Origin of the sequence: Dakarella massiliensis (genome assembly GCF_001182045.1) — a bacterium.
Lineage (GTDB): Bacteria > Pseudomonadota > Gammaproteobacteria > Burkholderiales > Burkholderiaceae_F > Mesosutterella > Mesosutterella massiliensis.
This window is the reverse complement of the sequence record NZ_CVTY01000006.1, coordinates 269,987-289,851: the sequence shown is the minus strand read 5'-3', so window position 1 is coordinate 289,851 and position 19,865 is coordinate 269,987. Positions and strand designations below refer to the sequence as shown.

Annotated in this window: 13 protein-coding genes; 3 read left to right on the top strand and 10 right to left on the bottom strand. The window is 53.1% G+C overall.

The window, feature by feature from the left end; translation table 11 throughout:
* Positions 1-198: 198 nt before the first annotated feature.
* Positions 199-870, bottom strand: coding sequence for a protein-disulfide oxidoreductase DsbI (gene dsbI / locus BN1936_RS05165; protein ID WP_022443804.1), 672 nt, complete (start codon positions 868-870; stop codon positions 199-201).
* 16 nt (positions 871-886) lie between these two features.
* The gene (locus BN1936_RS05160) at positions 887-1,546 is read right to left on the bottom strand and encodes a thiol:disulfide interchange protein DsbA/DsbL (protein WP_022443805.1); all 660 of its coding nucleotides are present in this window, start codon (positions 1,544-1,546) and stop codon (positions 887-889) included.
* A gap of 265 nt (positions 1,547-1,811) precedes the next feature.
* Between BN1936_RS05160 and BN1936_RS05155 the strand changes: the two genes are divergently transcribed.
* Complete coding sequence (locus BN1936_RS05155; RefSeq protein WP_049686813.1) at positions 1,812-2,765, top strand: LysR family transcriptional regulator; 954 nt, start codon at positions 1,812-1,814, stop codon at positions 2,763-2,765.
* A gap of 102 nt (positions 2,766-2,867) precedes the next feature.
* Here the strand turns inward: BN1936_RS05155 and BN1936_RS05150 are convergent, their stop codons facing one another.
* The 4 genes from BN1936_RS05150 to BN1936_RS05135 form a co-directional block, all read right to left on the bottom strand.
* Positions 2,868-4,709 (bottom strand): aryl-sulfate sulfotransferase, encoded by a 1,842-nt coding sequence (locus tag BN1936_RS05150; RefSeq protein WP_022443807.1) that lies wholly within the window; start codon positions 4,707-4,709, stop codon positions 2,868-2,870.
* 2,595 nt (positions 4,710-7,304) lie between these two features.
* Entirely contained in the window at positions 7,305-8,000 is a 696-nt protein-coding gene (locus BN1936_RS05145; protein WP_049686812.1) for a molecular chaperone TorD family protein, read from the bottom strand.
* Positions 8,001-8,003: 3 nt separating this feature from the next.
* Entirely contained in the window at positions 8,004-8,717 is a 714-nt protein-coding gene (locus BN1936_RS05140; protein WP_022444443.1) for a 4Fe-4S dicluster domain-containing protein, read from the bottom strand.
* Positions 8,718-8,746: 29 nt separating this feature from the next.
* The gene (locus tag BN1936_RS05135; RefSeq protein ID WP_082164477.1) at positions 8,747-11,380 is read right to left on the bottom strand and encodes a molybdopterin-dependent oxidoreductase; all 2,634 of its coding nucleotides are present in this window, start codon (positions 11,378-11,380) and stop codon (positions 8,747-8,749) included.
* Between the two features lie 489 nt (positions 11,381-11,869).
* On the opposite strand from BN1936_RS05135, the gene BN1936_RS05130 reads away from it, so the two are divergent.
* Positions 11,870-12,661, top strand: a complete 792-nt coding sequence (locus tag BN1936_RS05130; RefSeq protein ID WP_022444441.1) for an AraC family transcriptional regulator — start codon at positions 11,870-11,872, stop codon at positions 12,659-12,661.
* Between the two features lie 54 nt (positions 12,662-12,715).
* Here the strand turns inward: BN1936_RS05130 and BN1936_RS05125 are convergent, their stop codons facing one another.
* The 4 genes from BN1936_RS05125 to BN1936_RS05110 form a co-directional block, all read right to left on the bottom strand.
* On the bottom strand, positions 12,716-13,882 hold the full coding sequence (locus BN1936_RS05125) for an MFS transporter (RefSeq protein WP_049686809.1): 1,167 nt from the start codon (positions 13,880-13,882) through the stop codon (positions 12,716-12,718).
* Between the two features lie 496 nt (positions 13,883-14,378).
* On the bottom strand, positions 14,379-14,696 hold the full coding sequence (locus BN1936_RS05120) for an antibiotic biosynthesis monooxygenase family protein (protein ID WP_049686808.1): 318 nt from the start codon (positions 14,694-14,696) through the stop codon (positions 14,379-14,381).
* 101 nt (positions 14,697-14,797) lie between these two features.
* On the bottom strand, positions 14,798-15,085 hold the full coding sequence (locus BN1936_RS05115; RefSeq protein WP_022444438.1) for a type II toxin-antitoxin system HicB family antitoxin: 288 nt from the start codon (positions 15,083-15,085) through the stop codon (positions 14,798-14,800).
* 684 nt (positions 15,086-15,769) lie between these two features.
* Positions 15,770-16,207 (bottom strand): GNAT family N-acetyltransferase, encoded by a 438-nt coding sequence (locus BN1936_RS05110; RefSeq protein WP_022444437.1) that lies wholly within the window; start codon positions 16,205-16,207, stop codon positions 15,770-15,772.
* A gap of 2,259 nt (positions 16,208-18,466) precedes the next feature.
* On the opposite strand from BN1936_RS05110, the gene BN1936_RS05100 reads away from it, so the two are divergent.
* Complete coding sequence (locus BN1936_RS05100; RefSeq protein WP_049686806.1) at positions 18,467-19,828, top strand: AAA family ATPase; 1,362 nt, start codon at positions 18,467-18,469, stop codon at positions 19,826-19,828.
* Positions 19,829-19,865: the final 37 nt, after the last annotated feature.

Sequence of the window (19,865 nt, the reverse complement as noted above, 5' to 3'; positions counted from 1 at the left end):
GGATGCGTCAGGATCGATCGGATTCTTTTTGGAACGTCTTCTATGATTTTCTATGAGTATCTGATAGAAATTCATGAAAATCTATTAGCTGCTATCAGGACCTATCAGGTATCAGATCACTTCCCAGCACTGTCAGAAAAAAGACCCATCAGGCAGAAGACACCCTGATGGGACCGATCATTCCCTTCGGTTTGACGTTTACTCAGGCTTTCTTATGAACCGATTCCAGAGGAAGCACACCGCCATAATGACGAGGATAAGAAGCATGAAGCCGAAGGCGAGCTCGCAGCACTGCGCCATGCTCATGAACTTCCACTTCGGAATCAGATACCAGGAGTCTGAGCTGTTATACATATCAATGAACCACTGCTGCAGGCTCGAAAGCTGAGTGCCGTCCGGCACCACCGCGAGATCGTAGCCGCAGTCACCCGTCGGTTTGAACCAGTCAGGTGCCCACTGCGCGAGCGGGAGATCAAGCGGATAGTGCGGATCCGTCGAGCAGCCCTGCATGCCGAACATTGCGGTCGGATCATCGCTATGAACCGCATGATGAATAGCCTCGAGTTTCACCGAGCACATGAGCCCATACACCGCCCCGTAAATCGCGAGAGCGTATCCCACGATCTTCAGCGCAATGTTTTTCGGATTCACGAGACAGATGATGCCGCCGAGCGCCATCACCAGAAATCCATACCGGATGTAGACGCACTGTTCGCAGGGAGCCATGTAGAGCCACACCTGGAACATGTAGTGCGCGACGAGGACGAGGAGAACACAAACCGCGGCCATCAGGGCCCAGGGCCATCTCATGTCCTGCCACGCGGCGATCGTTCCGATCGGATCGTGCCGCAGCTGAGAGAACCATTTCATGGATACGGCCTCCCGATTACATCTTTGAAAGCTTCTGGATCAGGGCGACGAAGCCGTCAATACTCCGGATGTTCTTTGTCATGATGAGCCACTTGCCGTTCACGACATAAGCCGGGATCCCCTGAATCTTCGCGACGTCATAGACCGACTTCCAGGAGTTCGCGAGATTCTGCACCGCGGCGGTTTTCCGCTCCTTATCGAATTCAGCGGCGCTGATCCCTGTCGCCCCGCAAAGCGTATCAATGAAGGCGCCTTCGCCCTTCGTCCAGCGCTCCCCCTTCCGGTGATAAGCGAAATACACCGCGTCCTTCGCCTTCTTGAAGAGAGAATCCTTCGCTTCGATGCTTCGGCCGGCCTTTTCGTCTTTCAAAATGCACATGGCGAAGAACTCGGACGCCGTGCGGCCGTACTTCCCCTTCGTCTCAAGATGGCGGGGTTCAAACGTCAGCCCCGCCTTTTCGATCATCGGGACTGCCTTCGGGTCGACACCGATGTCGTAGCGGAAACAGAACGGGCAGTCATAGGAAAAGATCTTGATCACATTGTTCTTGCGGCTCGGGAGCGGCTTCGAGAGACGAACGTAATCCGTGCCTTCTTTGAAGTCATCGGCCAGAGCCGGGAAAGAAAAGGCTGCGGAGGCGGCCAGGGCGGCTGAGAAAAGCGTACGACGTTGCATGATGAATCACTCCAATGAATGACGGGCTGAATGCCCGAGACTTTTTTCTGTAATGACGGCATGCCGCCGGAAGCGTCCTTCAAGGAAGGTTTAATACTTTCGGTGGATGCCTTTCCTGCAGAAAATTCTCTTCCACGGGTCTCTTTTCCGTCAGTGCGATATACCCCTCAAGAATTGAAAAATTGATAATTGATTTTTGCGAATATTGGAAACAGGCGGCCTGAGGCATATGATGAGGGTGTCTACACTTTTTCGGACAGCCGTCATGACGGATTCTTCCCGCGCACCCGCAACACTTTCTCTTTCCAGACTGCTTCTTCTCGACGCTGTCTGGCGGCTGCGATCACTTTCTGACGCCGCAAAGGAGTGCGGTCTCTCGGTTTCCACCGCATCCCGGCAGCTCTCTCAGGCAAGAAAGGATTTTGGGGATGAGCTTTTTATCCGCTCGGGCTACGAGCTTTATCCGACGGACCGGATGAACGCGCTCTCGAATGAGCTTGAGCCGCTGCTCGCGCGTCTCTCCGGTCTGATGCGACCGGAGGAGTTTGACCCCGCGACCCTCAGGAAAACCTTCCGCGTCATGACCGCGGATAATGGCTTTATGGCATTTATTGCCCCTTCTCTCAGGCTGCTTCAGGAGCAGGCGCCGAGGGTGAGTCTCGATATCGTCCTTCCCCAACCGGAATCTATCGAGCGAATGCTGAAAGACGGCAGCATTGACCTCGCGATCACGCCGATTCCTCAGAACGCCGCAGATCTTGAAAGCCTGCCGCTCGCCCGGATCCGTAAATGCCTTCTCATGAGAAAAGGTCACCCGCTCGCGAAGGAACTTCTCGAACACGGTCTCGAATCGCTGACACCTGAAAAAATCGCAAAGTGGCCTCAGGCATTTACGAATCTCGTCAAAGTGCCAGAAGAAAAAAACATTGTGAACCCGCCCTCCGTTCTCCGGGTTCCGTATTTCAACTCCATCGCTTTCGCACTGCTCGACACGGACTATATCGACTGGATTCCCGAGTCAGCCGCGAATTACTGGGAGAACTTCCCGGGGCTCATCAGTTTCCCGCTCCCTGAAGACATCTCCCCTGCTTTCACGCCTCGGCTTATCTGGTCCGCCCGCAGTACGCATAACCCGGAGCACGTCTGGCTCCGAAGCCTCATCATCAGCCGCGCGCGTGAGCTTTACGAGGCGCCGGACACGCCGGCAAAAAACCCCTGACTCATCGAGCCAGGGGCAAACCGCAAACGGAAGATTCGGGCATCTTCCAATCAAAAACCGTCCCAGCCAGGGAGAGAGGCTGGCCGGGACGGAACCGCTCTGCTACTTCACGCCGTTCTTGTGGTTAAAGGCCTGCTCCACCCGGAAAGGCATCGCCTGATAGCCCATTGAGCCTTCAATTCGGATCTCAAGCGCCGGCTCCTTCGAGCCGTAGTTGAACTCCATCAGGTAGGGATTCGGGGCGCCGACCGCCTTGCCGTGCTCAAGCTTCATTTCAGGCGTTGCCGAGTAGACCATGACGGAATCCTTATCCGGCTCATACTGGACAAGCGACGTTACCGGGCTGTACCACTTATGCCCAAGCTCCTTGCCGTACTCCCAAAGCTGCTGCACCGTCCGCTTTTCCTGGTCGATCTTATAAATCACCGCGCGGCTGTACTTCATATCCGCGAGCGCCGGCTGCTCAAAGTGACGGCCGTCACCGTTATCGAAGACCGAGAGGTAGATGTAGCGCTTATCCGACTTCGAATCGATACGGAATGCGGTGTGCTGGGTCCAGGTCCAGTCAAAATCCGTGTTTTCGCAGGCGCCGCCCTCACACTTCAGGGGATTCCCCTTCGCGTCGACCGGGGTCAGCGTGAGCTTCGCGAATTCAGGCTTCCAGCCATCCGGTGCGCCGAGAATCCACTTCACCTTCTTGTCACGGCCAATCTTCACAATGGCGCTCTGGTGACGGGAAGAAATAATGATGGAGTCGTCCGTCGGGTCATAGTCTACGGAGTTCACGTGAGCCCAGTTGCGGCCAATGCCGACACCGGTGATATCGCCCCAGCGGTCTTCCTTGTCCTGGGCGGCGAGATCCTTCGCGGAGATGGTGTGACCCGCGGCATTCGCGTCGAGGTTAAGGCACACCGCGCCCTGATCGAGACTCTTCAGCACGATACTGCGGTACGGATCGAGAATGTCGAAAAGCCGCCATTCATCCACCACACGGCCGTCCGGCGACAGCTCAATGATCACGTCACGGACGCTGCGGACTTCCTTTCCATCGGGGCGCTTCACATCGCTGCTCGCCACACGGAGCAGATAGTCGCCGTTCTGCGCCTGATCCATGGAGTGTGAGAAGTCGTTGTAGTTAATCGGGAGGCGGCGGTTGAAGATCCGGCGTCCCATGATGTCGTACTTCACATAGCGCTGACCGTAGCCCCAGGTGAGAGCGCCGTCCTTGCCCTGCTGGAAGCCCATCATGACGCCCGCGCGGTAGACGGAACTCATGTCGTAGATCTTGTCCGGATTCAGATACCAGCGGACCTCACCCGAGGCGTCAATGATGGCGTTCTGCGGATAGAACGACCACTCAAGCGCGCCGCCGGCAGGGTTATTCCAGATCACGCGGGAACCCTTCGGAGGAGACACGAGGAGGTTATTCACGAGATAGAGACGATCCTTGAATTTCGGGTCGCTCTTCACGACACGGGTCTTGAACATCGTCGTCTTCTGACTCACCGTGCCATTGCCTTCGGTATAAACCGGCGGCGCGTAGATGCGGTACGTCTCAGAGATCGCCTTCTTCTCACCGGTTTCTGAAATGCGGGTGTAGGAAACCTTCACCGTGTTCACAAAGTCAGGATAGAGACCGAAAACCGGAATGCCGCCATGCGTGCGGAGCTCTGTGTCGTCCACGTCGTACTTGATGAGAGAGCCGTTTGGCTTGGGGACAATCTCCACAGAAGCACCCGTCAGCTGATAGCCGCCATTGCGAATGATCGCGGTGAGCGGAGCAATATCGTACGGGTTATTGATGATTTCGCCGATCTGACCCTGCTTCGCGTATTTCACAGCCGCGCCGGAAGTACCGCCCTGCGCGATCGCTACATTGCCAGCAGTCAAAGCAAAAATGGCAAGGAGTGCTGCCGCTGCTGCGGGTTTAAAAGAGTGAGTCATGCTTTCCTCTCCTTCGAGAAAAAGTTTGAAGTGTGAAAACAGTCCAGACCTTCACGTCGGCTCTTCGGCCATGCCTGGATCCGTTCCCTGCTGAAAAAATTCTCATCCGAAAGAACTAGGAAAAATAGACAGGGATTCACCGTCAGATTTGCAAATAAAAAAATTCATCTTTGTTAAAAATGAAAACAGGAACACCGAGCAGCTGGCGTTGGTTATAGAAGTCCGGGGAAAGAGAGAAACCAAGGAGGCGAAAGACGGGAGGAGGCAGCGCGTCGGTCTCTGAAATTTCAGTGAGGCGCGTTCATCAGACAAAAGCAAAGCCCGCGGAGGCGGCTCGCGCGGGCTTTGCGGAAGGGGCGACCGCAGCGGAGTTAGCTGTCTTACATCGCCGGTCCTTCGAATTGAGAGCCCTAGAGGTTAGATGCCAGCTACGGGCTTTTTCCAGGGCTGATGCGGGAGCAGATCTTTGCGGAACCTCTAACTGTTCCAGATCTCTCCGTTCGCATAACTATTATGCTTCCATGCCCCATTTTTCGCCTCATCGAAAATCCTGTTGTTTCAGAGGTTTATTTCTTTTAAACTGGAAAAGTTGGAGGTGATTCGGGGGAGCCCGATCACCTCCTTTTCTTTTGCCCTGGTGACGGCTTGTCCAGTGAAGCTGTTGCTTCGGTTTTACTCTCCTGTCTATCAGCATCTATTAGCTATTAATAGTTCTTCGATAAAAACTATCAATATCTATCAGTTTCTCAATTATTCCTCAAACCGATGGGAACCGGTCCTTGGCGATCAGCGCATTGAGGAACAGCGCTGGCCTAGGAAGAAAAGACTCTTCTGTTACTGAGCCTGAGACGACTGGGGTGTCGCGGAAGGGCCGACACCGACGCTGGGCCCGATTACGGCTGTGGTGATGTGGGCACTTAAGAACGATCGAGAGGCGGAGCCTTATGAGTGTCGGACATGGGGAACCTTCCTATGCTGTCCGACGATTGTGAGGAAATTCGGCCGGGGCTTTCGCTGTCTGCTAGCGGCATGCTTCCAGGAGAAAAGGAATCGCTTCTTTCGAAAAATTTATGCACGCGTGTATAAAAATTTCCCTTTGTGGGTATATCGGATCCTCCTGCGCTTTTCTTTTAAACGCTTGATTTTCCTTTGTTAACCCGCTTCTCGTCACCCCTCACACCGCTATTGCCGGCGAACGCCAGTGCCTCCGGCCGCCGCTCTTTTAATGGTTCTGCCTTGGCAACTCAATAAAAGTATCGCGTTTCTGAGATTCGGCTCATGCGCGCCAGAAAGTGACCCACCTTTCGGCCAGAACACCAGACTGAAGAACCGCTTCCCGAGGTGGGTACAGATTTCATTGCGCCCGGCATGAAGAGCTGACGTTCGATGCCCTCAGTGGACGTTTCCGCGGCTGATTCGTTGCGGCTATTTCAGGAAACCCGTTTAGGGAACCGCGGCCAAGATTCGCGTTCTTTTCCATCTATCAGGAACTAATAGCTACTCTGGCTTTTCTATCAGCAGCTATTAGTTTTTGAGTAAAAACTCATAGAAGGCTTCAGTATGAGAACTGAGGGAACGCGGGGAGGTTTTGAGTATTCAGACATGAGCAAAGCCCGCGGAGGCGGCTCGCGCGGGCTTTGCGGAAGGGGCGACCGCAGCGGAGTTAGCTGTCTTACATCGCCGGTCCTTCGAATTGAGAGCCCCGGTGGTTAGATGCCAGCTATGGGCTTTTCCCGGGGCTGATGCGGGAGCAGATCTTTGCGGAACCTCTAACTGTTCCAGATCTCTCCGTTCGCATAACTATTATGCTTCCGGAGCCCAAATTTCGCCTCATCGAAAATCCTGTTGTCCCAAGAGATTCAATGATCTACACTTAAAAAGTTGAGGTGATCCGGAGTCTTCCCGGGTCACCTTTTTTCGTTTCCGATTCTTCTGGGAATGGATGAACTCGTCATGGCTGCCGCTCTTCCTTCCCGCTATGCGTATCTATCAGCAACTTATAGATCCTCCATAAAAACTATTAGAAAATCTTAGGAACTATCAGAAAGCGCTTTCTTCTTTCCCACCGCGATTCGGCGTCCCCGATCCGCCTCGAACCGTCCAGAATCAATTCTAGGATGCTGTGCCGATCACCTGCCATCGCGGTCAGATGATCAAAAAGTATCTGACTTGATCACTAATGACACTTGTGTCTGCTTCTAACGGATGAGTTCACTCTTTTTCCTAATCCCGGAACATCAGTGAATTGCTAAACCCTATCCGGCCTAGATTCGAGAGTTCTTTGAGTTGTCTGATTCGTTCATAGATAAAAGTAATATCTGAATATGGTCATAACTTAAACTTGTAAACTGCTTTTGTAGTTTGTATGCCTACAACACGAAACTGACCCCCTCTGTGCCTCAGACCGCTTTATTGTGCCTATCAGTCGTTCTATAAAATCTAATAGCAGCTATGAGTTTTTATGAAATCTCTATCAGAACCTGATAAAACAATTTGTTTTTTGATGCTGGATACTCAAATAAAACGCCGGCGGTCTTTCAGTGAAGACTGCCGGCGTTTCCTGATCTCAGGTGAGTCAGCTGTCACTTGAAAGGATCAGGCAGCCTTCAGATGCGGAACATGCTCATCCTCCGCGTCTCTTACCTCACTTGGGAACAAGGCTATTGCGTTATCCAGGATCGACGGTAAGGTTTCAACAAACCGGATCGTAAGCTCCAGAAGATCTAAGACAGCTTCAGTTGAAGACTCCCTTTGATTCTCGGGGAACAGGACCGGCGTAATTTCACGGAGCTGGCTTATCCAGGCAAGATGCTCCGCGCAGAAGTCTCGTGCCTGAATAAGGTTTGTCGGATCTCCATCCAGCAGAAACCTTTCTATCAGGACAGCCAAAAACTCCACCTGAATTCCAATATGGTCCTCAGGTTCTCCTGTTCTGACCGGCTCAGCTCCGCACCTCAGCATAAAGGCCCGCGCCGCGTCCCGAGCCTTTCCCATTGATAGTCCTTCTTCAAGGACACTCTGCTGGGGAGTTATTGAAGTGTGACCGCTGCCGAAAACCACGGTCCAGCCGGTTTGAAGAGAGGAAAGAGTTCCCATGTCTTCAGTCAGTTGGCGTTCCGCGAGTGCGGCCGTTTCCGGATCATGACTTTCCTTCAGGCTCCTGCAGAGTCCCCGCACTATCTCAGCCGTTTCAGTGTCAAATCCTTTCAGCAGCCAAAGGGAGTGCGTCCGGGCCGTAAGTGAGGCTACAGCCAGTTCCCCCTTCGTTTTTTCATAAGCACTGATCGTCATAGCTCAGACCTTCACTCTCTTGGGATTGAACACGATGTTGGGATTCGTCATCTCCGCCTTCCCCCGATCAAATCCCGGGGCCGTGCGGGTCGCGTTCGGATGACGGCGCTTGACTTCTTCCGCGGAGAGGCACTCCAGAGCTCGGGCGGGGCAGCTCGCCACGCACGCCGGTTTCAGCCCGGCGTCCAGCCGATCCACGCACATATCGCATTTCGTCATATGCGGATGGTTTTTTGCTCCCATCGGCGTTTTGCTGAGGTCCTCAAAGTACTGAGGGACATGCCAGGGGCAGGCCTTCTGACACAAACCGCAGCCGATGCATTTAGCGGGATCATTGATCACGGCGCCGTACTTCGGCTCTTTATGAATCGCCTTCGTGGGGCAGACTTTGACGCAGGCCGGGTCTGAGCAGTGATTGCAGTCCATTGAAAGCGGAATGATCTGAATATCCGGCGCTTTGTGCCCATACACACTGTAGGTAACCCGGCGCCAGTTCTCCTTCATCGTGTTGCGGCGATTAAAGTCGGAGTCATAAGCCTTGGGACCCTTCCCCGCGTGCCAGTCCGCAGGAAGCGCGAGCTTTTCAAGATCTTCATCCGTGAAACCGGAGAGCTTCGCGTCACCTCTTCTGCCCTCATTCCACTCTTTGCAGGCGAGAGTGCAGGTCTTGCAGCCAATGCAGCGTTCCTGATCAAAGTAGAACATCCATTGAGTCATGTTGATTCTCCTCTACTCACTGAGCCGCATCAGCTGAATGCGGGAAGCGTTTTGCTCACTTCACACGCGCGTCCATTCACAACCATGCCGCCCGAACCGCCCGTGCTGGATTTCAGCTGCATCACGGGATCCGGGGCACCCGAAGCCTGATCCTTAAAGAGCGTATTCGCGCATCCGTCGGTATCCACGGGAACCCGATGCAGTTCAGGCTTCCCGTCATAGTCACCGTCATAGACGGCGTCATACATTTCGGTTTTGCTTGGCTGATACCAGGCGCACTGCGGAATAGCGACAACCCCCTCAATCTGCCGTACGGTCACCTCCGCCGGGAGTTTCAGACACCCGTAGTCATTGAAGACGTAAACCAGATCACCGTCCGAAATGCCCCGTTTGGCTGCGTCGCCTGGATTCATGATCACGGTCTGAGCGAACTGATCCTGAAGCATCGGAATGTTGTCGAACTGAGAGTGACTGCGGTTCAGGACATGCGGAGTCGTAAACTGCATGGTGTAGCGGCGCCCGCCGGGACTCAGCTTCCCTGAGTGAATATCCTCAAAACCTTCCTCCGCCGGAACATAGCGGCAGGCGGCTCCGTTAAACGCCCGGCCTCTTTCCGCCATAAAGGGGGAGTAGAAATCGATCCGGCCGGTTTCTGTGGGGAATTCACCCGGAGCGTATTTAGTAATCCGGATCAGGCTGTCCTTCGGCTCAACAAGCAGCTGCAGATTCGCGGTCTTCCGCATTTCTTCAAATGTCGGCAGTTTTGCTGCCGGGTTGTTTTTCCGGTACGCCTCAGGGATTGAGCTGGTCTTCCACTGAGTCTTCATAACCTCCAGATCGGTTTCCCCATGGCGGCCCCAGTCAAGCCCCAGTCGCTTGGCAATCATTTCATTGATTTCCCGGTCAGGGCGGCACTCATACATGGGTTCCACCACCTTATTGACGACATTGAGATCGGTTCCGGTCTTGCCGAACGTAAAGTAGGACTGCTCAAAGGGAGAGCAGGCCGGAAGAACCAGATTCGAGAATCTCGCGGTTGAGCTCATAAAGCGCTCATAAGTGAGCACGTAGCGGAGTTTCTTCCAGGCGTCGATTTTCGGATTGATAGACGACTGCTGGTTAAAAGTGTCGCCGGTGCCGCCGCCTCTCCAGATCATTTCCACCTGAAGCCGGGGATCCGGTCCAAGATCCACTTTATTGATTGACAGCACATCAGCCCGCAGCTGCTCCGGGGTCCGGAAGTCACGGCCGGTCTGAATCACCTGACTCTGGTTAAAGAGCATGAAGCGGATCGGGGGGTAAGCCTTGGCGGAAGTCATCTTCGGAGCGGGTCCGAGTTTCACGTTGTAGCCATCCACGCGGCTGACGTAGCCGATGCCGCCGCCTCTCACCGTCGCGTTCCCGGTCATGGTCGCGAGCGCCACTTCCATCCAGCAGAAATACATGCCGTTCGATGCCCGCTGCGCGCCGCCTGACGCCGTGCCGGAGAAAAGACAGGCTAGCTTAGTCTTCGCGTAAGTGAGCGCGAGCGTTTCAATCGTCTTAGCCGGCACGCCGGTTATTTCGGATGCCCAGCGGAGAACTCCTTCTTCACCGCCGTGTTCACGCTGAAGCTGATCCAGATACTCAACGAAAGACTCACCTTTCGGAACCGTAAAGGTTCGTCCGGCAAAATCCTCTCCCGTCACAGGATTCTTGATCGAGGAGCGGCTGACAACGCTGTCACCCGGATAGAAACCAAAGGCATATTTCCTCAGATAAGCCTCATCATGAAGCCTGCGGCGATAAATCGTGTTGCACATCGCGGCCATCATGGCCCCATCCGTGCCGGGCCTCGGGCAGATCCAGGGTTTCAGCCCTGGGGCGCCCGTCCCGAGCACCGCAGCCGATTTCGTATAGGTGCTGTCGATCACGACAATCGGGATCCCCATCTCACGCGCCTTCGTGAGGATCATCGTCCATTGATAGTTGGTATTCAGCGGATTGGAAGACCAGATGATGAATTTCGAATTCAGCACATCGATCGCGGGGTGCCCCGGAATATCAAGCCCGTAGCAGTTATTGAGGCAATCGACCTGATTCCCGATCGAGGTGCTGCCAAACGTTCCGAGATAAGGGCCGAAATACCCAAGCAGCGTATCCCCCACACCCCAGGCCGGGATATAGCCAAGTTCCTTTTTCCGGGCGATGGTTTTTTCAATTTCAGCGCAAGCCCGATCCAGCGCCTCATCCCAGGAAATACGCTTGAAGCCGGACAGATTGCCGCGCTCGATCGTCTGCAGCAGCGGATACTTCAGCCGGTCTGGCGCGTAAAGACGCTTCCTTTCTGAATAACCTCTTGCGCAGCCTCTTCTCTGTATCGGAATAATGGAGTTATCCGCCCTGTCACTTCCGGCGAGCGGGATATCGCCGGCTGAAGTGATAGCAAGCAGTTTGCCGTCTCTGACATAGGCCTTCAGCATGCAGCTGCTGTGGCAGTGCACATCGTGATAGGTGTTGATGACCTTAACGTTCGAATCAAGGAGTTCTTTGGGTGAGACCGCGGTCAGCACACCCGATGTTTTTTCCGCAAGCGCGTCAGCCCATGGAATCGCGGACGCGGCACCCGCCGCGCTGAGTGTTTTCAGCAATGCACGCCGGGTCAGGTTAAAGCAAAAAGTCATTTTGTCCCCCTGGATTTACGCGAAACATCAGAGGAGTCCGAGGACCGTTCCGGCGGGACTGCGCAGTCATCGATTGCGCAGGACGTCGGGACAGAATCGGCGGCTCTTTCCTGATAGTTCCTCCAATAACTACTCATAAAGTCTAGGAAGGAATTTTGTATTCAAAACGACTTTATTAAGCTCTGAAACGACATTCATACAAAAAGCCATTTATTGATATATCTATTCGAATAAATGTATTTATTTAATTATGTCGCTATTAATTAAATGAATAGCGGTGTGCGAAAAATTTTGAGTCCCATCTCTTAAAAAACGATTGATTTTTGATTCTTTTCAAGAAATTTATAGTTCATAAGAGCTAGGAGTCCTTCGGAACCGATGACCTCTCCGCGGCTTTTCTGCCTCTCGGCTCCTGATCGGTTAGGATGAGCTGTCGGGGGACTGTTTCCTGTTCCTCTGCGACTCCGATTCAACCCGTGCCGGAACACCATGACATCTGAGATCCGAAAAGCTTTTCTCTCTGACAATCTTTCTGAACAGAAAGACTGGGTGGTCTTTGCCCGGAATTCGGAAGCGGGACACTCCCGGCCTGAACACGTGCATGACGTGGCACAGCTTCTCTATGCGGAATCAGGTGTCATGCTCCTCGTTTCCGACGGCATCCCGCGTCTCGTTCCGCCGCATCAGGCGCTTTGGATCCCGGCCGGCATCCCGCATTCCCTCACCTTTATTACGGAAACGCGCCTCCGGACGCTCTACTTCCCCGCGGACGCTTCTAAAAAGGTGTCCAATTCGATCCGCGCGATGGAGGTATCTGATCTCCTCCGTGATCTGATCGCGGAGCTCTTCAGGAACTCTTATCCGCCGTCTGTTCAGAAACAAATGAGCCGCCTGGTGCTGAGTCTCCTCCATGGAACAGCACCCACCGCGGATCCGCTCCCGCTTCCCACGGATCCCGTGCTCCGATCCGCCGCGGAAGGGATACTGCGGGAAAGCCGCTGGGCAGTGCCGCTTGAGACACTCTGTGATGAGGTCCACCTGACCCCCAAAACCTTCGAGCGAAAGTTCCTGAAGGACACAGGAATGACCTTTAAGGCCTGGAAATCCGCTGCCCGACTCTGCTCCGCGCTCGACTGTTTCGCGAAAGGGATGTCGATCAAACAGACCGCGCTTCACCTGGGATTCTCTGGCCCCGGTCCCTTCAGTGCCGCCTTCACGAAATTCTTCGGTCTGACGCCTGGTTCACTCGTTCAGTCTCTCGGGAAACAAAAAGACCGTTGACCAAACATCGGCCAGCGGCTGAGGGAGGTGGGTTTAAATTCGATTTCTTACGGCTCAGAGCTTCTTCGGAAGTGCGAGAGCGAAAATCCCGGCGAGCGGCATGAAGGATGCCGCGAGAAACACATTCTCAATTCCGATGATGTCGGCGAGCCACCCGAAGAACGCCGCGGCCGCTCCGCCAAGACCAAACGTCTGCCCGAAGAAGACACCGGACACCATGCCGGTATGACGCGGCGCGACATCAAGCGCGCAGACGAGAATCGCGGAGAACGCTGACGAAATCACAAAGGACACGAGGATCACAAGGGCGATGACACCCCAGAAGCCGACATAGGGCACGAGGAGCGCGAACGGCGCCGCGCCGAAGATCGATCCGAAAATCACTTTCCGGCGGCCAAAGCGATCGGTAATCGGGCCGCCGAGCAGCGTACCCGCGGCTCCCGCGCCGAGGAACGCGAAGAGCGCGTACTGAGCGGTCACCGGATCCACATGGAATTTCTCCATCACGTAGAAAGTGAGAAAGTTCGTGAGGGACGAGATGTAGACCTGCTTCGAGAACATCAGGATGAAGAGAATCGCGAAGATGAACTTCACGTTCCAAGCGGTACCTGAACCCGAGGCAGCTACGGCGCTCTTCACGGCTTCAGGCGGGGTCCGGTGATAGGTCTTCGCGACGCCGACGGGCAGCAGGAACGCGAGCGCGGCAGAGAGACTGAACCACCCGATGCTTGACTGCCCATACGGAATCACGACAAGCGCCGCCGCGATCGGTCCCATCGCGGAGCCGGCATTCCCGCCCACCTGGAACACGGCCTGAGCGAACCCCCGCCTGCCGCCCGAGACATCCTGAGCGGTGCGGGAGGATTCCGGGTGAAACACGGCAGACCCGCATCCGATCAGAGCGACCGAAATCAGGATGGCGGGGAGCGTTGTCGCGTGAGCGAGAAGAATGAGACCAAGACCTGAGAGCAGCATTCCGCAGGGAAGCGCGGCCGGCATTGGGTGCCGGTCACTCACCGCGCCGACGAAAGGCTGAAGAAGGGAAGAGGTGATCTGCACGGTAAGCGTGATGAGACCCACCTCAGCGAACGTGAGCGCGTTCGCTTCCTTCAGAACCGGAAGCGATGCCGGGATCACGGACTGAAGCAGATCATTCAGGAAATGCGCCGCGCTGATGGTGAGCAGAATCCCCATCGCGGCCGTTTGATTTTTTGAGTCCATCTTTTTGGTCCCTCCAACGCGGACCTCAATATTTCCGATGGAGTCAGTTTATGTACGGGGCTTATCGCTTAAGCGACATTAATAGAACTTTAAACGACATTCTGCGAGATCAGGATTCTGATTCGGAATCATCGCAGCTATTTATCAGAAATCCAATAGTTTCTATCAGTTCTTATGAGATTCTGATATTTCCTAATATTTGCTATTAGTTTTTATAGATCGAAACTTGAAAGATCCACGGTCTGTTTGGGGTGGCAGGGAAGATCTCCATCGGGAACTCAGACCCCGGTATAGATCATCTAACTCCCTCATTCGAAATGCGCCTTGTCTCCTCACTTTCATTAAGTTCTATGAGCTTCTCCATAAATCCTGATAGTTGCTATTAGCTCCTGATAGTTTTTATATCAGACAGAAATTCTGTAACCGCCAGAGACAAAAAATCCGACACTCGAAAAGAGTGCCGGTTCTTTGCTCAGGTCAACCAATGAATGGTTTATCAGTGGTGCTCGTGCGGCGAGAAAACACGATCCGCGGAGGCCACCGTAATCCGATAATCTGAGAACACGCCTTCCATCGATTCGCGCTGCGCTTTGCGGTGCTCTTCAGAGGTGAGGAAGGCCTTAACGGATTCGTTATCCTTCCAGACCGAGAGGCTCAGGACCTTGTTCGGTTCGGACACGGACTGGAAACGTTCAGCGCGAACGAAGCCCGGAACATGAGCGAGGTGAAACTGAATCTGCTCGGCCTTAGCGAGGAAACCGTCTTTCTGTCCATCAAGCAGAGTGACTTCGAGCAGGACTACAACATCAGCCATGAGTTTCTCCATAACTTTGAAAAGGTTCAATTAAGGACAGTACATCACAGCTATCTGAAGCCGATCTGAAGAGAAATCTTTCTTTACGTTTCGACCGTGCCTCAGATCCCGGCGATCACTTCTTCCGGTCCCTGCGTGTCAATATTGATTTCGGTCCACGTCTGATGGGCATATTCCTCATGCTTCTTCAGCGCGCTGAGGTCAGACGGAGGCGGAATCGGGCGTCCGGCTTCGCGTTCGCCTTTAACCCAAATCACAGAGGCTTCCTTGAGATTACGCATCGCTTCTTCCAGCGTCTTGCCGACAGCGTAGCAGCCCGGCAGATCAGGAACAGTGAGACTGAAAGCATAGGCGCCGCTGCCCGGTTCGATTGCAACTTCGTATTTCATACGAGAGCTCCGTTTACTGTTGAGATCAGGAGAAAAGAGCAATGTTCACACTCCGTTCTCCAATGCGAAAAATTCAAACGGCTTAGTGTCTCACAATCGTATCGGAAAAGGTAGTCCTTCAGGCGAACCTATTTGTTTGTACAGTGTGTTTCTCTATCAGTCCGTATCCGCATGAGCGCAACTGGGAATCCCAAAAGTTATTCAATAACTATCAGTTTTTATGATTTCCTATTCGCAGCTATTAGTAAATCATAGATTCCATATACGGATAGGCTCGTCTAGTGCCACAGGGCTCAGTACCTGAGGCGTGATCAATAACCTTATTTGATGCTGCGCGGAGACAATAACTGTCAGACATACACGTTGGAGCGTCACTTTATGTCGCATAGAAAAGACTTTATGGACCGGAATCGACAAAAGAACCGTTGACAGATTTCTTATCAGTTTCTATTAGTACCTATTAATTCCTATTAGTTTTTATGATTTCCTGATAGAAAATCAATCATGATTGGCGTCGAACCAACACTCCCAACGGCAAGAGTTCGTGTTTAGACATAAAGCTCGATTGAAATTCTGATAGCTGCTATCAGACTTTCTATAAAAACTCATAGTTCCTAATAGAAAAGGCTTCAGCCTCACGGCCAAAGCCTTTTCTCAAACAACCGGTCAGCCTCTCGGTCTGATTCAGAGTGTCAGGCGCATCTTGATATGCGGAATTCCATCCTCGAGGAACTCGTCTGACACCTGAACAAAGCCGGCGTTGTCGTAGAGCTTCCTTGCGTAAACCTGAGCCTCAATCGTGAGACTCTCGGCGTGAAGCTTTTCTTTCGCCACCTGGATACCCGCATCCAGTATCTTAGTGCCGAGACCGCAGCGGCGTTTCACCGCGATCACCCGGCCAATTGAACATTCATCAAACGTCGCTCCTTTCGGAAGCACGCGAAGATACGCCTGAATCCCGTCTTCATCTTTCAGCCAGACGTGATATGCGACTTTATCAGCGTCATCCACTTCCTGGTACGGGCACTTCTGCTCCACGACGAACACTGAGACCCGGAGCTTATAAATCTCAAAGAGCTCCTCCGGCGTCAGCTCGTGAAGCGTCTTCACAAAGAGTTCCATCTTTCTTCCATTGCTTTGAATCACTTTTGAGCCGTCATTTTCTCATAATGCCGTGACCGACCTCCCTTCTCATAGTTCTTTATGATTTACTGATACATACTGATATTTACTATCAGTATCTATTAATTGAAATCAGATCACTGGATTCCAAGTGTGAGTCTGAATCTTGGCAAAACAAATGCGCATCGGCCTTCTTAAGAAGGTACGGTAAACGTTATAAGTGGAATTTATGCGGTGATACGCACGTGACGACAAAGTGTCGGAATCTGAGCGAAATCGCCTGTTCCCGGGCAACGATTCTCTTTGATAGAAACTGATAGCTTCTATTAAGCGGGTCGAAAACAGGCGCAGCGCCTGATTCGCGATCCAGTCGATTGCAGGCATCGGGAATGTACGCCAACTGGATCCGCTTTCAGGTACGGTATCCGATATAACGGCTTCATGCCCTCGAATCGCTGGTCCGGTTGCCTCAATCCAGGCATCCCTCGTTCGACACGATTCCGGGCCCAGTCCGTTTACGCAATGACCTCCTAATATTTTCTATTAGTTTCTATGAGTTTTTATTATTTGCTGATAGAGCTTATATGACTGCGTCCTGCTAAAGCTCCAAAGCGCCCCACACGACGTGTTTGGAACTCCCAATGACCAGCTCCCCCTTATGAGTTTCTATTAGAAGCTGATAGTAGCTCATAAGGCTTTGGCCACAACGAACCTCCGCAATGTCAGCGTTGATGGGTACGGTTTCCGTTATATCGGGTTCCATTCGTCCGATAACGTTTACCGTACCAGATTGGGGGCTCGAAGTCCTGAAACGCGATCGTTCCAAAGCGCGTGGATCATTTCTGACCCACCCCCACCTCTTATCGTTCCATTCCGGAGTCTTTTCTCGAGTGACAGCTTCTATGCGTTTCTATGATTTGCTAATAGAAGCTAATAGAGCGATCGCGGGTGAACAAGATTCCAGGAAAACCTGAACCGATTCCGCTTCGGGTACGGTAAACGTTATAACGAAGAATTGAGCGTCCGATCGCTTTCTGATTCGGTACGGTCTCAGCTGCAACTGGTTTCTCTCCGTTCTCTCTCAGATTCCGATTCAGGGTACGGTTTCCGTTATTTCTGACGAGGTCATCCTGAACTGCCGCCCCATTAATAGTTTCTATTAGCTTCTATCAGAGGCTGATAAAAGGCCGATTCCCGTCCTGTTCCAAACGGAATTGGGGTCTCTAGCCTTCTGACTCTGACACAGATCCTCTGCAGCCCTTTTTCCCAATACCTCTCTTAAGGAAGATGACATCCCGAGTCAGGGTGTTGTGAACATTAGCAGCTCCTCGCCCTCCTCCAAACCTGGATCCAGAACCTTTCGAAGACCGTCTCTTTGATAGGTACGGTTTCCGTTATATCGAAAGTGAAGCCTGACGATCAGACTAAAACCGTCGAGGCATCCCCAAGCTCCTTATTGGGTACGGTAAACGTTATCGATCACGGGGCTCGCCATATCCGCGACTCAGCCGTCCCGAAGAGTTTCACGTCGATCCGGTTCACATTGTTCACTCAGGATGAAGGTAACGAAGTCAAAGTCTGCTGCCAGAAGATCTTCAGCTATGGGTACGGTTTCCGTTCTATCTGAATGATCCCGGCCGCAGTGCCGATTTCAGATGTCCTGATCCCCTCAGTTACTCCGCCGCCGCTCGCTCCTGACTGAGGGATAACGGATTCCGTACCTGTTTAATAGAAACTATTCGTTTCTATCAGTATGTATTAGATGCTGATAAATGATGCGGGATCGACCATCAATCGCCTCCACACCCGGCGTCGGCAGTCCTGACACTCTGACCGCTAGCCATTTCGCTTTTCTTTTTGGGACGTTTGCGTTTTGGCTTCCGTTCACAGCGTCGACACAGGTGGTCGAAGACCTTCCCGTGTCGGAATGGGTACGGTTTCCGTTATATCTGGAGCTCAACAAAATCCGAGAGCGTCACCCGACACTGTTTTTTTAACTTTTTAAATCAATAAACTTGTTTGTAATCAAATGGTTATGTATTATCAATGTTTCACGTGAAATGAAGACATTTTTCACAGAACTTTTGAAGCATTATTTAACTATATGATTTAATTGTATTTAATATTTTCTATTAGTTTCTATTAAATAGCCGTCGTTCTGAACGGTTTCTGCCTGACCCGAAAAAACCTGAAAAATGGGTGGAAATAGTGTTTTACTATTTGGTATATTACTTATGAGTATTTTTTAAAAATAAAAACATGTCTGATCGCCTGATAATCGGCAGAAGCCGCGAAACCGAAAGACTGAAGGAATTACTTTCAGCGCCAGGACCTCACCTCATTACGGTGCGAGGCGAGACCGGTGTCGGTAAAACCGCGCTCCTTGAAGAGGCTGCGAAAGAGAGGCGTCTCTTCCGTTTTGAGGCCGCGGACATGAATGGCCGGCTGCTCCTCAGAAGGTTAACTTCGAACTTCAATCAGTTTTTCGGGAAGAATGAAGCGGAATTTCCCTCCTGGGAAGACGCCCTGAAATCGGCGCTTGAGGCGGCTCTTCAAACCGGATCCGCGATCGCCTTTGACCGGTTTGAAGCGCTCTGCGGCGCGGTGCCGGAATTCCCCGCCGTGCTTCGGAGCGTCTTTCAGTCCATTCGGACGCCCTCCCCCTGCCCTCTTATCCTCTCAGGCGGCGGAGTCGCCTGGATGCGGGAAACGGTGTCCGGCTTCAAGAGCCCGCTTTACGGCCTTCCGAATACGACGATCGAGCTTTCGGGGCTCTCGCTTCGCGATATGCCGGCGTTCTTCCCCGGGTGGACGACAGCCGATCAGTTCACTGTCTGGGCGCTTTTTGGCGGCGTTCCCGGTGTTCTCGCGCTCTTCGATCGGGAGGAGACGCTGGACGCCAATCTCTCGCGTCTCCTCACCCGAGGCAGTGTCTTTGACTTCGCGGTGCGCCTCGCGACCGAAACCCCGTTCCGGGAACCCCGGATCTACCACTCCATCATGTCGGCTGTCGCTCGTGGATGCGATACCCCGGGAAAGATTGCCGCCTGGATCGGTGAAACCGAGGCGAAATGCGGCAAATACCTCGCGGGTCTCGTCCGGTCAGGTCTCGTCACGAAGATCTTCCCCTGCGGTGTCCCGAAGGACGGCAGAAAGGGCCTTTACCGGCTTTCAAGCCCCGCTCTGAAGCTTTGGTACCGGTGCCTCTTCATGGGTTCAGGAAACGGTGCCAACGGGCTTAAAACGCGTTTAAATGCGATTCTCGGTGAACCCCTCGCTCTGGCATCCTCTGACGCGCTGACGCGTCTGGGACGCCGTTCCAGGCTCCGTTTTATGCCGGAGGAAAGCGGGCTGCTGGAAGGGGTTCAGAGCGATTCCGGTACCCTTTTCGCCCTGACAGACGCCTCGAAATCGGATTGGCTGATCGGGCTCGCGTCATCTGATCCGGTCCCCGTGGGAGAGGCGACGCTGCGGGGCTTCGCGTTAATCGCGCTGAAAGGCCGGGATGACCGCCGCACAGACCTTGCGGCGTCGAGCCTCGCTGGGTACACGGATGAGGCCCGGAATTTCGCGGAAACCGCTGGAATCCGGCTTCTCGAACTTCATGACCTCCTCCGATAAAAAAAGACCGTCAGGTGATTTCTGACGGTCTTCGCTT